The sequence below is a fragment of the Corallococcus terminator genome, assembly GCF_049194865.1.
GTDB lineage: Bacteria > Myxococcota > Myxococcia > Myxococcales > Myxococcaceae > Myxococcus > Myxococcus terminator_A.
In genome coordinates, this window is record NZ_JBLZWL010000105.1 from 48,406 (window position 1) to 62,870 (window position 14,465).

At 66.2% G+C, this 14,465-nt stretch carries 8 protein-coding genes; 5 read left to right on the forward strand and 3 right to left on the reverse strand.

All coding sequences use genetic code 11. The annotated features are described in order from the left end of the window. Positions 1-184: 184 nt before the first annotated feature. Entirely contained in the window at positions 185-5,494 is a 5,310-nt protein-coding gene (locus tag ACN469_RS32335; protein ID WP_498774212.1) for an RHS repeat-associated core domain-containing protein, read from the reverse strand. A gap of 236 nt (positions 5,495-5,730) precedes the next feature. Next, complete coding sequence (locus tag ACN469_RS32340) at positions 5,731-6,612, reverse strand: TolB family protein (protein WP_498774214.1); 882 nt, start codon at positions 6,610-6,612, stop codon at positions 5,731-5,733. A gap of 928 nt (positions 6,613-7,540) precedes the next feature. On the opposite strand from ACN469_RS32340, the gene ACN469_RS32345 reads away from it, so the two are divergent. The 5 genes from ACN469_RS32345 to ACN469_RS32365 are packed head-to-tail and all read left to right on the forward strand — an operon-like array spanning position 7,541 to position 12,903. Continuing rightward, positions 7,541-8,866 (forward strand): amidohydrolase family protein, encoded by a 1,326-nt coding sequence (locus ACN469_RS32345; RefSeq protein WP_498774216.1) that lies wholly within the window; start codon positions 7,541-7,543, stop codon positions 8,864-8,866. Between the two features lie 14 nt (positions 8,867-8,880). After that, positions 8,881-9,855 (forward strand): class I SAM-dependent rRNA methyltransferase, encoded by a 975-nt coding sequence (locus ACN469_RS32350; protein ID WP_498774218.1) that lies wholly within the window; start codon positions 8,881-8,883, stop codon positions 9,853-9,855. Positions 9,856-9,890: 35 nt separating this feature from the next. After that, positions 9,891-11,192, forward strand: coding sequence for a serine/threonine protein kinase (locus ACN469_RS32355; protein ID WP_498774220.1), 1,302 nt, complete (start codon positions 9,891-9,893; stop codon positions 11,190-11,192). A 1-nt stretch (position 11,193) separates the two neighbouring features. Further along, positions 11,194-11,991, forward strand: coding sequence for a tRNA pseudouridine(38-40) synthase TruA (gene truA, locus ACN469_RS32360; protein ID WP_498774222.1), 798 nt, complete (start codon positions 11,194-11,196; stop codon positions 11,989-11,991). 21 nt (positions 11,992-12,012) lie between these two features. Further along, positions 12,013-12,903, forward strand: coding sequence for a hypothetical protein (locus ACN469_RS32365; RefSeq protein ID WP_498774224.1), 891 nt, complete (start codon positions 12,013-12,015; stop codon positions 12,901-12,903). Positions 12,904-12,978: 75 nt separating this feature from the next. Here the strand turns inward: ACN469_RS32365 and ACN469_RS32370 are convergent. Further along, positions 12,979-14,465, reverse strand: a 1,487-nt coding sequence (locus ACN469_RS32370) for a Na+/H+ antiporter (RefSeq protein ID WP_498774225.1), incomplete at its 5' end; no start/stop codon positions are given.

Below are 14,465 nucleotides of genomic sequence, written 5' to 3' on the forward strand. Positions count from 1 at the left end.
GAGCGGCGACATCCCGAGCCGCACTGCGAGGACCAGTGCCGCGAGGGCCGCCGGTCCTGGGAGGAGGAACCGCGTTCGCATGTGGGCCCCAGGTTGTTTTGCTCCTGGGGCCCCTGCGAAGGGACGCTTGCCTCGAAATGAGGCGAGTCGTCCGCCAGGTCGGTGGTGTTCGGACCGACGGTCTCTACATTTGCCAATCGTTATACTGGGGAGAAGAGTTTCCGTACGGCGTCCAGGATGGGGCATCGACCAAGGGCATGGGAGGTTCGCTGAAGGAGAGAGGTACATCCCATGAGTTGTCGTCCTTGTTTTCTGAAGTGAACGGGAACGGCTGGATGATTGCGCAGACCCCACGCCTGCAACCGTTTTCACCGTTGGGTGTAATCTCTACATCGCTCTGCAGGCATTCCCCCAGCTTTCCTTTCCAGGAGCCATCTTTGCCATAGAGCTTGAACGTTTGGTTGTTGTGAAACCAGCCGTCGACCTGTCCTGGGTATTCCTTTCCAGGGGGCAACAAGAACCACGGTCCATTCTCTGGTTTGACTGGGATGGCCATGTGCCAGTAGTTGCGCATCCACAGGCCGTCGCTGTCTATGAAGAACAAGGGGTTGTTCGCGGCATAGGCGTATGCCTGGGTGCCGTGTCCATACCTTGCCATGGACTTGGCATATTCCGGCCGCGTCAGCAGCGGCTCTGGATGAAGGTATCTGCCGATGCTCGGATCGTAGTAGCGGTTCCAGTTTTCGAAGAGGCCCGTCTCGGCGTCGTAATACTGGCCTGGAAAACGCAAGGGAGAGGCAAAGGGCTGTGCACCGGCTTGGAACCGACGGTAGTCGTAGGCCTCGATGATGGCGCCTGCGTGCGTCGGATTCGAATTCGACCCCGACACGAATGCGACGGCAATGCGACCTGCCGAAGGTTGTAGCCAGGCAGTAGTGCTGCGCCCCAGACGGCCTTGGAGGGAGGTCAGCGTTGTACCGGTATCTCCATCCTTGACGTTGACCGTGTCGTTCTCCGCGCCTCCGTGTGCGATGGACTCGGTGTCCACCATGTGGAAGATGACGCGAGCCTGGACCGTAAGGTTGGGCGAGCCGGTGACCTGGTTGAAGTCGGCGAGTGTCGTGGACAGCCCGTTCGGATAGGGGTGCGTGGTAGACGCATGCAAGGTGACGCGATTGGGGATTCCGAACGCGTCATGGTCCGCGACGTCCATGACCCGCAGTTGAGCATCCAGGGTCAGGACCGGCTTGGCGATGTGGTCCGTGACGAAATAGTGGAGGCCACACGCCGCGGGCTCTGCGTTTCGATGGCACGTTGAATGCGCGTCCGACTGCCTCGTCCAGGCTGTCGACATCCGGCCCCGAACCATTGCAACGGCGCGGTCATGGAGCCAGATGTAATCGTCCGTTACGAGATAGCTCGGAGAGGTGGTGCTGTCGTTGCCCTGGTCCACGAGGAGCCGCTTGGCCGTGTCGTAGAAGAACTCATCTTTGTTGCCGCTTGGGTAGACCTTGGTTCGACGACGGCCCTCGGCGTCGTAGTAATAATTGTAGGTTGCTCCGTTGACCTCGACGGCGCGGAAGACGGTGTCCGTTGCGACGGAGGTCGACTGGCCGTAGCTGAAAGCGAGCACGTCCGCATCCGTTCCCGACAACCACTTGCCCTGTGCTTTCCGGAGGGCTCGCCCGTCAGCGTCGTAGGTGTAGCGGGACTCGAGGGAGGCATCGGTCTGCGAACTGAGCGCCGAAAGCCAATCCGAGGGGCCGGAGGACGCCATCGTCCGCGTTGACGCAAATCCATCCTCAAGGTGGGAAGAACGGTTGCTGCGAGTGTCATATCCGTAGCTGGCACCCATGGATGCCGGGCCTGTGTGCGCACCAGTCAGCTGAGTGTCCGTGAGGCGAAGGAGCCTGTCGTAGGCAAAGGTCTCTGTTCTTGCCGTGCTTCCGAGGACACACGTGTCGGTGCGAGCGACTTGGTCAGCTGTCCATTGATAGTTGCGCTGGAAGAGGTCCCCGGCTCCTGTGGTGGCTGTCCCCGAAGTGACACGAAGCGAACGCAGCCGTGCCGTCAAGTCATAGCCCGTTCCAGAGGAGGGCGGGGTGGATGAGCAGCCCCCAGTGACGCCACTGGCATTGCCTCCCACTGCATAGTCGACGGAGGCGGTGGTCGTACCGTTGTCATGATGGATGCGGTAGCCCCGAAGTCCTCCATAGGGCTCCCAGCTCACCTCGCTCAAGATCTGGCGAGGGGAGCCCCAGCCTGTTCCATTGTGAAGGGTGACCTCGATGCCGCTGACACGCTGTGCGTTGGCTCCTGTGCCGAAGAGGTAGTGAACCTCGCGTCCATAGGGATAGGTGATGCGCTCGAGCGCTCCATCAGCGGTATAGCTATAGAGAGTGTGCGGATTGTTGTTGCCGCCAGCCCCGCAGGTGCCGCCGCGGGCGCGGACCTCTGCGGTGACGCGCCCTCCTTCATCGTATCGATACCAGGTGAAGCCGAAGGAGTCTTCCTTGTACCTCAAGCGTCCCAGCGTGCGGGCCGCTGTGGTGCTGAGGTCGAGCCCTGTTCCGCACCCCGAGGGAGGCGTCCCGTTGGCGTCATACCCCAGGCGGAACAGCACGACCCTTCCCGCGCTGGAGACCTTTTCCACCAACGTCAATCGCGAGAGGTTGTCGTAAGTGTATTCGACATGCTCGCTGAGGGCTCTCATGCTGGCGGTCTCGCGGGCTGTCCGATTGCTGCGGGCATCGTAGGCCTGTCGAATAGAGCCCTCGGCCTGTGCTGGAGTCACCTCCACAAGCCTTTCGAAGTCGTCATAGGTGTAGCTGGAAGCGGGCTGGGTGCATGTCTGGAAGGTGGTGGACGTCGCGCAACCCGTCTTGACGCCGATGACGTTTCCATGCGCATCGCGAGCGAAGTGTGTTCGAGTTGCTGGGGCGCTTCCTCCTGGGAATTGGACAAGACTCTCCAGTCTGTTGGCACGGTCGTAGCTCGGGTGACTGCAGAGGTCCGACAGAGGAGTTCCGGAGGCGACGTCTGAGACGCCCCCACACCAGGCGGGAGGTGTATTGAGAGGCTGGCCGATACCCGTGAGGTTGTCGGCGCCGTCATAAGCACTCACGGAAACGAAGCTGCCCGTGCCTTCGCCCCAGCGCTTGAGGACAGGCCGTTTGTGTGCGTCGGCTGCGTAGCTCAGCACTCGTCGCGTCTCAGCCACGCCACCACTCATGGTGAGTTGGCGTGCCTCCTTCATGGTGCCATCCGGCCAGTACGAATACTCGACTCGTTCCGTCCATCCCGAGCCGTCAGAACCCGAGGCGCGTGCCTTCCACTGGAGTCTCTCCGTGAGAGCACCCGTGCAACTCGTGCTGGAGACGCCCGTGCGGTAGCAATACACCTCATAGGAGTTCGCTGCGCGGTGCTTCACGTAGGAGAGGCGGTCGTCCAGGTAACCAAACTCGATGGCCGTCTGACTGCCGACCTGGGTGGAGATGAGTCGGTTCTCGACGTAGGTGTTGTTCGTGAGGGTGCCGTCGGGAGCCTCGATTTGAGTGGGGTTTCCCCAGGTGTCGTAGGTGTTGTATTTCTTTTCAAGCGGAGTGGTGCCCACGACTTGAGAGGGGTAGGTGACGACTTTCTGGAGGTGGCCCGCGGCGGGGGTGCCGGCGTTTTGAGGCCAGTAGAAGTAGCGGGTGATGGGGAAGTCGGTGCCAGTAGGGCAGTCGGTGGGAGTGCCAGAGGTGGCGTCGACGTAGCAGGGGCCATGCTCTTCAAGGATGCGGCCCAGGGGGTCTGGAGTCGTGTCGCCGATAGTGCGCGCGGTGAAGGTGAAGTACCCGATGGTCTTCTTGGGCGTTGTCCAGCCTGTCGAGGTCAGCTCCCGGGTCCATCCCGATAGGAGTGTGGCCTTGAGACGGTCCTGATTGGGAGGAAGGGTACCGGGGCTTTCGTAGACATACTCCGTCCTTGCGTAGGGGTCCGTGGCGCCGGAAGGGGCCAGGACGGAGGCTTGCTGCTCGTAGCGGGGAAGCTGTACGTCGTCGTGGCCGTAGGTATAGGTGTAGTCGGTGCGATCGAGGGCACCAGTGCCACTGGCGTCGGTGGCGCCGAGGAGGATGGCCGTCTTCTCGGTGAGGGCCTTGGGCTTCCCGGTGGGCGCGGGGGAGACAAGGTTGACAGTCCAGTTGCCGCGCTTGTCCTTGACGCCCTTCTCGTAGCCGGGGAAATTGCCGCCGGAGGTGGTGCACGCCCACTCGTACTGGACGCTGCCAGGGGAGCAGGACTCGGGGACCGTGCAGCTGTCGACGGTGCGGTAGAGGCGGGCCTCGTGGAAGGTGTTGCCGTTGGCCATCGGGAGGACTTCGTAGGCCCGGCTGAAACCAGGAGCGCTCGTCAGTCCATCACCTCTGCCAGCGGACTGGGTGAGGACGTCGCGGACATAGGGGGTGGTGCCGCAGCACTCGGAGCCGGGTTGGCAGCTGCCGCGAGCGCCCCAGGAGACGGAGAGGGACTCGCCGGGGCCCTGGGTGGAGAGGACCCTGGCGTAGTAGCTGTTCTCGTAGGTGTGCTGGGCAATAGTCTTGCCGTCACGGCTGACGCGGAACTGGGTGGCGGAGTAGTCGTAGGTCTCGACGCGCTGGGGCTGTCCCGCAGTTCTGCTGGGAGAGGAGGCAGAGCTGAGGAGGCCAGGACGCTCGACGCTGCCGCTCGTCGTATAGCCGTAGGAGACGAGACGCTGGGCGGAGGTGCCAGGCGCCTTGATGTCGATGAAGTCGAGGACGCACTCCGTCTCGCTGCTGGTGCGAGTGAGGGCCTTGTAGGTGAAGAGCAGCTGCGTGCCGCTGCCGGTGGTCGCGGCGCTGAGGTATGGGACGCCGGCGTGGCTTCCCGTCTCACCGGTGGGGCAGGAGAGGCCGGTGGGCTGCTGGTAGGCGAGGGTGAGGAGGGTGTTGCCGGCGTAATCCTCGATTCGGGAGAGGAAATAGAAAGAGGTGCCTTCCTGGACGTGGTGCGCCTCGTAGATGTAGCGAAGGGTGTTGTCCTGGTGGAAGACGAAGCCGGTGGCGGTCCGCTCAAGGCGGCTGCGGAGGCTGGCGGTATAGGCGCCGTTGGGCGCGAAGCAGGACGTCCCTCCGGAGGGGATGGTGCAGGCGCCGAAGGAGTATTGCTGGCCGCCGGTGTCGAGGAAGTGCCACTCGGAGGAGTAGCGCATCCTGACCGCGGAGTAGAGGCTGTGCCACCAGCGCGCGGCGTGCTGATTCTGAGGGTCTGAGCCGTACGGCTTGGGCACGGCGCGAATCACCGAGTAGTACGTCCAGACGTCGAAATGAGAGACGTAGTAGCGGACGAAGTTGAGGCTGCGGTTGCCGGTGGGGAGGATGGCTTCGAGGAAGGCCTCATGAGACTGGCCATTGGCGATGCTGAAGGGGTCGCCGATGTTGATGCTGCCAGCGGAGCCCGTCAGGGGGGTGCCCTTGGGGGCGCCGCCCATGCTGCCGAAGCTCATCTTGGAGGGAGGTGGACTTCCCGGAGGTGGTGGTGGGCCGCCACTTCCCCCTCCGCCGCCGCCTCCTCCTCCTCCTCCGCCACCACCACCTCCTCCTCCACTGCAACACGACGTGTCTTTGCAGGGAACAGGCCCGAGGGGCTTGTGGGGGCAGAAGGAGTCCTGCGCGAAGGCGGCCCAGGACGTCAACAGCAGAAGACAGACGGAGAAATTCTTGAGGTTCATGGTGTCTCTCCTCGAAGCGTCGCGACCTGGCGGGCCTTCCCCTCTTTCAGCAGGAAGACGGCACCGTTGTTCTGATACAGGAACTCACCGGGGCGCCCCGCGAAGTGGGGGCGGTTCTTGGGTGTGTCGTAGTCAAACGTCGACAGCGACTGAGCCTTGCCGGTCTTGATGTGCAGTTCCTTCAGGGTTGCCTGGGTCAAGGTCCGGGTGGTGTAGAGCAGGCGCTGGCCATCCGGTGAAAGAGAGGGCTCGCTCGCGGAGCTCTCATCCTTGGGGCCGATTCCCCCCGTCTTTCCAGAGGTCCGGTCGACGAAAGACAGGAATCGGGTGCCATCGCAGGGCGTGTGGATGAAATAGACCTGATCTCCTCGCGGCGCGGTGGGGCCGAGATGGCAGCCCTGGCCCGCCGTCAGCGGCTTGAGCCCCGTCCCATCCAGGCCCACCTCGTAGAGCTGTGCGGTCGCCTTCGGACCATGTTGGCCAGGAGGGCCACCCGCCAATGGGTGGTGGGAGAAGAGGACGCGCGTACCCTCATGAGACACCACGGGGTCGGCGTGATAGCCCTGTGAGTCTCCAATGCGAACAGGTTCCGAGCGGGGCTCTCCATCCCATTTGAACAGAAGGGTGTTGCCGGCCTGTTCGTCGTAGGCCGTGAAGACGAGCCAGCGACCATCTGACGTGGTGGACACATTCTGGGGCGAGTTCGGCCCCGGGATGCGGATTCGCCGGAGGGAGAGGTCCCGGACATTCAGTACAACCCAATCCTTGCCTTCTCCAAACACGGCGAACCGAGGCTGTGTCCAGGCGTTCTCCTGGGCCTCTGCTGGGCCCAGGGCCAGGAGCAAGACGGCTCCCGCCAGCCATAAAGGAAATTTCATGGAGTGCGGTCTCAGGGTGAGGCGGGGTGAATCCCACGGGTAGGAACCCAGGATGCGGGCGGAACGCACCACCGGGATTCAGCGGATGCATGCGTGTTCCGACATTCCCATCCGGAGGGGCACTCCTGCGAATGGTCGCACTTCCGAGTGCAAGCCCAGCCTTTGTCCGGGTCGGGCTGGTAGTGGATGCACAGGCCGCTGCGGCAGGCGGGGCCGCCCTCCGTGGCACAATCGGCGCCGGCTTCGCGGTCCGCGTCACCTTGCAAGGTCTGCCGATGTTCGGAGAAGACCGCGGGGCCGGGGGCCGGTGATTCGGTGCAGCCAGATGCTCCGGCCAGGAGCAGCAACAGGAGAGGTGCGAACCATCGAAACGATGCGTCGGAGTAGGGCATCTCGGGGCCTGCTTCTGGTGACTGTTGTTTGGATGTCTTCGGAATTCTTATCCTGGCATATGCCATGTTTTTTCGCGGGCCGACAAGTGGCGTTTGTAGTTCCGTTACAGGTCGAAAGCTTTGGCTTTTGCTGTACGGATGGATGCTTGGTGAAAAGCGGCTTTGACAGGTCTTGCCAGTTCACTCTCCGAGGGAACGCCTTCACATCGCTCATTGCGCATCGGCGTCTGCTTCAACGCCAATCCTTGACGGAGGTCATCTCGTGGGGGGGCATGAGCAGGCCTCTGTTGGTTGAGAGGCGCTCATGGTGAAACGTCAAGTGTTTTACTCCGAGTATTGGTTGTCGATGCGGGTTTGGGCTCATCCCATCGCCCGTTCATTGCCCGGGGGGCCCGTGGCCAGCCCGGCGTTGCCTCGATATTCCGCAAGGCCCCGTGCCGCGGACGTGTCAATGGTCGATCCTCGCGGCAGCACCAGGATTCCTGGACTAACCCCGCTCCCACCCCCATGGACCCGTGGTATGACGGGGGCCGGACATGGAAGGTCGCCTGCTGCTGAAAAACTGCGCTGTGTTCCGGGCGGATGGCCGGGTCAGGCGCGGTATGGCCGTGGTCGTCGAGGGCGGGGTCATCCGCCGCGTCGCTCCGGATGCCCAGGTGCCTGTCCTTCCGGGTGACTGGGAGGTGGCCTGTCGCGGCCGTCTCGTCGCTCCCGGATTGGTGGACAGCCACTCGCACCTCGTCAATGGCCAGCTCCTCCCGCCCAATGGCCAGTTCCTCCTCCTGCCGCCTCGCGAGCGGCTGGAGCGCATGCGCCGCGTGGCCCGTCTCGTCTCCTCCGAGGACATCGAGGCCCTCACGCGCTTCGCCGCCGCCCGCTCGCTGCTCGATGGTGTCACCCTCGTCGTGGAGCACCTCGCCTGTTCCGATGTCGCCGGGGGGCTCGACGCCCAGGCCCGCGCCGCCGAGAGCGTGGGCCTCCGCCTGGTGACGAGCCACGCCACCCACAGCATGGACGGCGCCGCGCAGGCCGACGCGTGGCTCGACGCCAACGTGGATTTCGCCCGCCGCTACGCGAAGCACCACCTGGTGCGCGGCGCCCTCGGCTTCCACGCCTCGTACACCTGCGAAGACGCGCTCCTCACGCGCATCTCCCGTCTCAGCGCGGAGCTCGAGGTCCCCACCGTCTTCCACCTCGCGGAGAACGAGGACGACCTCAGCACCACCTACGCTCGCCACGGTCAGCGCGTGGTGCCCCGTCTCGACGCGCTGGGCCTGCTCGGTCCTCGCGCCATCGCCGGCTATGCGCGCGCGCTCGACAGCTCCGAGGCCGCGCGCCTGGAGCAGACGGAGACCTTCGTCTCGCTCGCGGCCCGAGGCGTGCGCACCCTGGAGCGCGGCACGGACCCGATGGAGGCCATCCTCCTGCGGCTGCACCTGCTCGGTCTGGGCACCGGTGGCCACGGCACCCTCCAGGACGAGCTGCTCGCGGCCCTCGTGGGCGTGCTGCGCATCTCCCGCGCCGGACACCTGCCCGACGTGGACAGCACCCTCGCGCACCTGCTCGTCAACGGCCCCGCGGAGCTGTGCACGCGCCTGTTCGGCCTGCCCTCGGGCACCGTGGAGGAGGGCAGCCTCGCGGACCTCGTCGTCTACGACTCCGTGCCCGCGGCCGACCCGGAGACGGGCTACTCGCCGTATCTCATCGGCCAGCTCGCCCGCTCGCCCGCGGCCTGGACCATCGTCGATGGGCGCGTCCGCGTGCGCGAAGGCCAGCTCCTGGGCACCGACTTCGTGGACCTCTCCCGCGCCGCCACCGAGGCGCTCGAGCGCGTCTGGTCTCGCGCCCGACTGGGAAGCTGATACAGGGAGGGCCCATGCCCACCCTCGTGGACACGCTTCGGACCGCGCAAGCCCGGCGCGGCCCCCTGTTGACCGACGCTCGCACCACCGCCTTCCGCGTCCTCCACGGCGAGGCCGACAACCTCCCCGACGTGACGGCGGACCGCTTCGGCGGCCTGTATGTCCTCAGCCTCTACCGCGACTTCACTCCCTCGGAGGAAGAGGCCCTGCTCGACGCCGCCATGACGGCCTGGGCGCCCACGAGCCTCTATCTCAAGCGCCGTCCCCGCGAGGCGCGCGTCCTCGCCAACGTGGCGAAGGAGTCGCTGGCCCCGGAGACCGCCGCCCGAGGCGAACCCGTGGAGTCCCTCACGGCCCTGGAGAATGGCCTGTCCTTCCTCATCCGCCCCGGTCAGGGCCTCTCGGTGGGGCTGTACCTGGACATGCGCGACACCCGCGCGTGGCTGTTGAAGGAGGCCCGCGGCCTCACCGTGCTCAACCTCTTCGCCTACACCTGCGCGTTCGGCGTGGTGGCGAATGCGGGCGGCGCGAAGCGGGCGCTCAACCTGGATGCGAGCCGCCGCGTGCTGGAGTGGGGCGAGGAGAACGCCCAGCTCAACGCCCAACCCGTGGACCGCTACGACTACGTGGCCGGAGATGTCTTCGACTGGCTCAAGCGGCTGGCGAAGAAGGGCGAGACGTTCGACCTCGTCATCGCGGACCCGCCGTCGTTCTCCAACACGAAGGAGGCCCGCTTCTCCGCCGCGCGCGACTACGCCCGACTGGCCGAGGCCACCGCGCGCGTCGTTGCGCCCGGAGGCCGGCTGGTCGCCTGCTGCAACCATGCGGGCCTGCCTGCCCGGCGCTTCGAGGCCATGGTGTCGGAGGGCCTCTCGCTGGCCGGACGGCAGGGCAGGGCGGTGGGCTCCTCGGGGCCTTCTTCCCTCGACTTTCCGAGCCCTCCGGGTCAGGAGTCGGCCCTGAAGGTCCACGTCGTCCAACTTCGTTAGCGTCAGGCCCCTGGCGCGGGTAAGGTCAGGACGCCATGTCTCCCGCCGCACCGCAGCAGCGCGAAACCGGTCGCTTCGGAAAGTACCGGCTCATCGACCGCATCGCCGTCGGAGGGATGGCGGAGATCTTCCTCGCGCATCAGGAAGGCGAGGACGGCCGCGAGACGCCCGTCGTCATCAAGCGCATCCGTCCGCACCTGTCCAAGCACGCGGCCTTCGTGAAGATGTTCCTCAACGAGGCCCGGCTCGCTTCCCAGCTCAACCACCCCAACGTCGTGCAGATTCACGACCTGGGGAAGATCGCGGAGAGCTACTTCATCGCCATGGAGTACGTGGCCGGCCGGGACATGCGCCGCGTCGTGCCCAAGGCGGAGGCGCTCGGGATTCCCTTCCCGCTGGTGTACGCGGTGAAGATCGCCTCGTGTGTCTGCGCGGGCCTGCATCACGCGCACACGAAGGCGGACCTGTACGACAGCCCGCTCAACATCGTCCACCGGGACGTGTCGCCGGAGAACATCATCGTCGCCTTCGACGGCTCGGTGAAGATTCTCGACTTCGGTATCGCCAAGGCCGCCAACCAGGTGGGCCAGACGCGCACGGGCGAAATCAAGGGCAAGCTCAGCTACATGAGCCCGGAGCAGTGTCTGGGCAAGGCGCTGGACTGTCGCAGCGACGTGTTCTCGCTCGGCGTGGTGCTCTACGAGTGGCTCACGGGCTTCAAGCTCTTCACGGGCGAGTCCGAGGTCGCCGTGATGCGCAGCATCACCGAGGGGAAGATCTACGCGCCCTCGTACTTCCGCGAGGACCTGCCCGAGCGCGTGGAAGTCATCCTGATGAAGGCCCTGGAGAGAGATCGCGACAAGCGCTACCAGACGGCGGCGGAGATGCAGAAGGACCTGGACGCGTTCCTGGACGCGTACGACTTCACGCCCACGCCGCTGCACCTGGCCAACTTCATCAAGCAGCTCTTCGAGGAGGAGCTCCAGGAGGAGCAGCGCCGGCTGCGCAACCGCGTCGCCACCGCGCCCACCTCCGAGGAGGCGCTGGAGCTGTCGGAGGTCGTCGCCACGCTGGACCCCGGGACGCCGCCGGCTCCCGTGACGCCACCGGCCCCGGTGCCCGAGCCACCTCCCGCCGTCACCGCGCCGCTCACCATTCCCCCGGGCATCGCCGCGCTGGCGCCGGGTGGCCCCGACGAGCGCACCGAGCCGCGCATGCTGGCCGTGCCCCTCTCCGCGGAGGTGCTGGAGGCGCTGGAGGCGGTGGCCCGTCGCAACGGTGTCCCCTCGGGGCGCATGGTGGCGGAGCTCCTCGAGTCCTGGCTCAAGTACCGCTGACATGCCTCGGCTGAAGCTGACGCTCGAATACGAGGGCACCCGCTACGTGGGCTGGCAGGTGCAGCCCAATGGGCGCTCGCTCCAGGCGGTGATGGAGGAGTCGCTGTCCCGCCTGCTGAGCGAGCCGGTGTCCGTCCGCTCCGCCGGGCGCACGGACTCCGGCGTGCACGCCACGGGGCAGGTGATTTGCTTCGACACGGAGCGGGTGCTGCCCATGAAGGCGTACGTCATGGGCCTCAACGGCCTCTTGCCGCACGACGTGGCGGTGGTGGACGCGGTGGAGGCGCCCGAGGGGTTCGACCCGCGCCGCTGGTCTCGCGGCAAGCGCTACCGTTACCGGCTGAACAATCGCCGCACGCGCTCCCCGCTGCTGCGCACGACGCACTGGGAGGTCTTCGCGCCGCTGGATGTCGCGGCGATGCGCAGGGCGGCGGCGCACCTGGTGGGCCGGCATGACTTCTCCGCGTTCCGGGCGGCGGACTGCCAGGCGAAGCACGCGGTGCGCGAGGTGCGCGGCGTCACGGTGGAGGGCGCGGCCGGAGGCGCCATCTCGATTGTGGTGGAGGGCACGGCCTTCCTGAAGCACATGGTGCGAAACCTCGTGGGGACGCTGGTCGACGTGGGCAAGGGCAAGCGGCCCGAGGCGTGGGTGGCGGAGGTGCTGGCCTCGCGCAACCGGAAGCTGGCGGGGCAGACGGCGCCTCCCCAGGGGCTGGTGCTGGAGGAGGTCTTCTACGCGGATGGCCCGCCTCCTCGGACGCCAGGCGGTGAAGCGGACGCGGACGAGGACGAGGGCTGAACTGGGGTAGGCTGCCTGCCCGTGAGCCCCAAGCCGAGTGCCCTCGAGCCGCTGCGCGTCCGAATCCGCCGTTTCCAGTTCATCGTCGGACTGGGTTTCATCGCGCTTGTCCTGGGCTCGGCCCTCAGCGTGTCGCTGACGCTGCGGCTGAGCCTGCGCGTGCAGGCGCTGCCCTTCGTTCCGTTGAAGGTGCTGGTGGCGGTGCTGCTGGAGAACGTGTGGTTGCTCGGCGTGCTGCCGGTGCTCTGCTACGGCGCGGGCCGGGTGATGGAGTTGAAGCCCTGGCACACGGCGGCTGGCGCGGCCGTGTCCGGAGCCACCTTCGTGCTCGCGCTGGGCTATGTCCAGGGCGGCGCGGACTCGCTGTGGCTGGGTGGGCTGGGCTCGGTGTTGAACGTCGCGGTGTTCGGCGCGGGCATCGTCGTCAGCGCGCGTGCGCTGATGGCTGGAAGGGCCGCCGCCGCGAAGCAATCCGAGAAGACCCAATCCAAGGCCGAGGAGCGCAAGGGCGAGTACGACGAGTTCCTCCGCGCGGCGGAGCAGGGCGGCGCCCGGCTGGAGCAGCGCGAGGCCCAGAGCGCCGCCGAGGCCCGCGTGGACACCTCCGTCCAGGCGCCTGCGTCACCCGCCGAGGCCCGCGTCGATACGTCCGTCCAGGCGCCTGAGTCGTCCGCGAGCGCCGAGGCTCGCGTTGATACCTCCGTCACGACCCCGGCTTTCACGCCGGCCACCGAGGCGCGTGTGGACACGTCCGTGTCCGCGGTGGAGTCCCTCGGGTCCACCACCGCGAGCGCGGTGCAGGCAACTCCCTCTGAGGTAGAGCGCCCGGACCCGGTGATTCGCCTGCCCGAGCAATCCCTCTCCGCGGCGCCGACCGAGACTCCGGACACCTCGAAGACTTCGGCGGTCTGAGAGAAACCCCAGGCTCGTCGAACCCGCGTCACGGGAGCCCGCGAAGGCCGCCCGTGACGCGAGGTGCGCCCGACGTCAGGTCCCGACGGCGCCCGTGGGCGTCGTGGGCATGGCGGGCACCGACGAGTGCATCTCGGCGGCGTCGGCATGGGCGATGCGCTCATCCAGCTCCGCAGTGAGCCGCTCGAAGGCCTCCTTGCCGATGGCGGCGGACTGGTACGCCTTGAGCAGTGACTCCTTCTCGACGATGAGCATGCGGCGGACGGCCTCCTGGTGCTCCTCCTCGTGGAAGCGCATCGACTGCTGCTTGAGCTGGGCCAGCTCCTTCTCCGTCACGCTCTCCTTCTCCTGGTAGTCCTTCTCCAACTGGGTCAGCACTTCGGCGGGAATCTCGCGCGTGCGCCGCAGGGACTCGAGCGCGGCCATCGCGGCGTGGATGGCGCCCAGTCGGCCTCGCGCCAACTCGTACTGCTCCTGGTACGCGTCCTTCAAGCCGGTGATGCCAAGCTTGCGCAAGAGCGGCGCCATGGAGAGGCCCTGGATGACGATGGACAGCACCACCACGCCGAACGTCATGTTCACCAGCAGCTCGCGGTGGTCGAAGTCCGCCGGAAGGCTGAGCACCAGCACCATGGAGATGGCGCCTCGCAGCCCGGCCCACGTAAGCACCGCGCTCCAGGACCACGGTATGCGCTCCGACGTGAGCTTCAGGATGGAGGACACGCCGTACACCACCACCGCGCGGCCCGCGATGACCGCGAAGTAAGCCGCGAGAATCGGCTTCCACGAGGCCAACAGCGACGTGAGGTTCACCTCCAGGCCGATGAGCAGGAACACCACCGAGTTGAGCGCGAAGGACCAGTACTCCCAGAAGCTCTCCACCGCGACGCGCGTGGTGGGGCTCATGCCCTCGTGCGTGGCCCAATTGCCGCACAGCATGCCGGCCACCACCGTGGCGATGACGCCCGAGTAGTGGAAGTTCTCCGCGATGACGAACGAGCCGTACGCCGCGATGACGGTGCAGGTGATTTCCACCATCGCGTCATCCACCTTCTTGATGACCCGCGCCGCCACGTACCCCACCGCGCTGCCCACCACCATGCCCATGCCGGCGACCTTGATGAAGTCCATCACCGCGCCGCCCACGGTGAACTGGCCGCCCATCGCCACCGCCACCACCAGCGTGAAGAGCACCACGGCGGTGCCGTCGTTCAGCAGGCTCTCTCCCTCCACCAGGATGAGCAGCCGCTTGGGCGCGCCCAGCGACTTGAACAGGCCCACCACCGCAATCGGGTCCGTCGATACGATGACCGACGCGAACACCATCGCCGGAATCATCCCGAACCCGCTCACCACGTTCATCCCCTCCACCCACTGCGAGAGGATGAACGCCGTCAGGCCCGCCGACGCCGCCACGCCCGGAATCGCCATGGCGTGGATGGTCAGCTTGTTCTTCCAGAACTTGCGGAACTCGAGGTGGAACGCCGCCTCGAACAAGAGGCCGGGCAGGATGATGGCGAAGAGCAGCTCCTTGGTGAGGTGCGGCGGCTCGAAGAGGTGCA

Coding starts and splice junctions, on each gene's coding strand:
- ACN469_RS32335 (WP_498774212.1), bottom strand. CDS start 5,494: ATGGGCGGCGCCCCCAAGGGCACCCCCCTGACGGGCTCCGCTGGCAGC.
- ACN469_RS32340 (WP_498774214.1), bottom strand. CDS start 6,612: ATGAAATTTCCTTTATGGCTGGCGGGAGCCGTCTTGCTCCTGGCCCTG.
- ACN469_RS32345 (WP_498774216.1), top strand. CDS start 7,541: ATGGAAGGTCGCCTGCTGCTGAAAAACTGCGCTGTGTTCCGGGCGGAT.
- ACN469_RS32350 (WP_498774218.1), top strand. CDS start 8,881: ATGCCCACCCTCGTGGACACGCTTCGGACCGCGCAAGCCCGGCGCGGC.
- ACN469_RS32355 (WP_498774220.1), top strand. CDS start 9,891: ATGTCTCCCGCCGCACCGCAGCAGCGCGAAACCGGTCGCTTCGGAAAG.
- truA (WP_498774222.1), top strand. CDS start 11,194: ATGCCTCGGCTGAAGCTGACGCTCGAATACGAGGGCACCCGCTACGTG.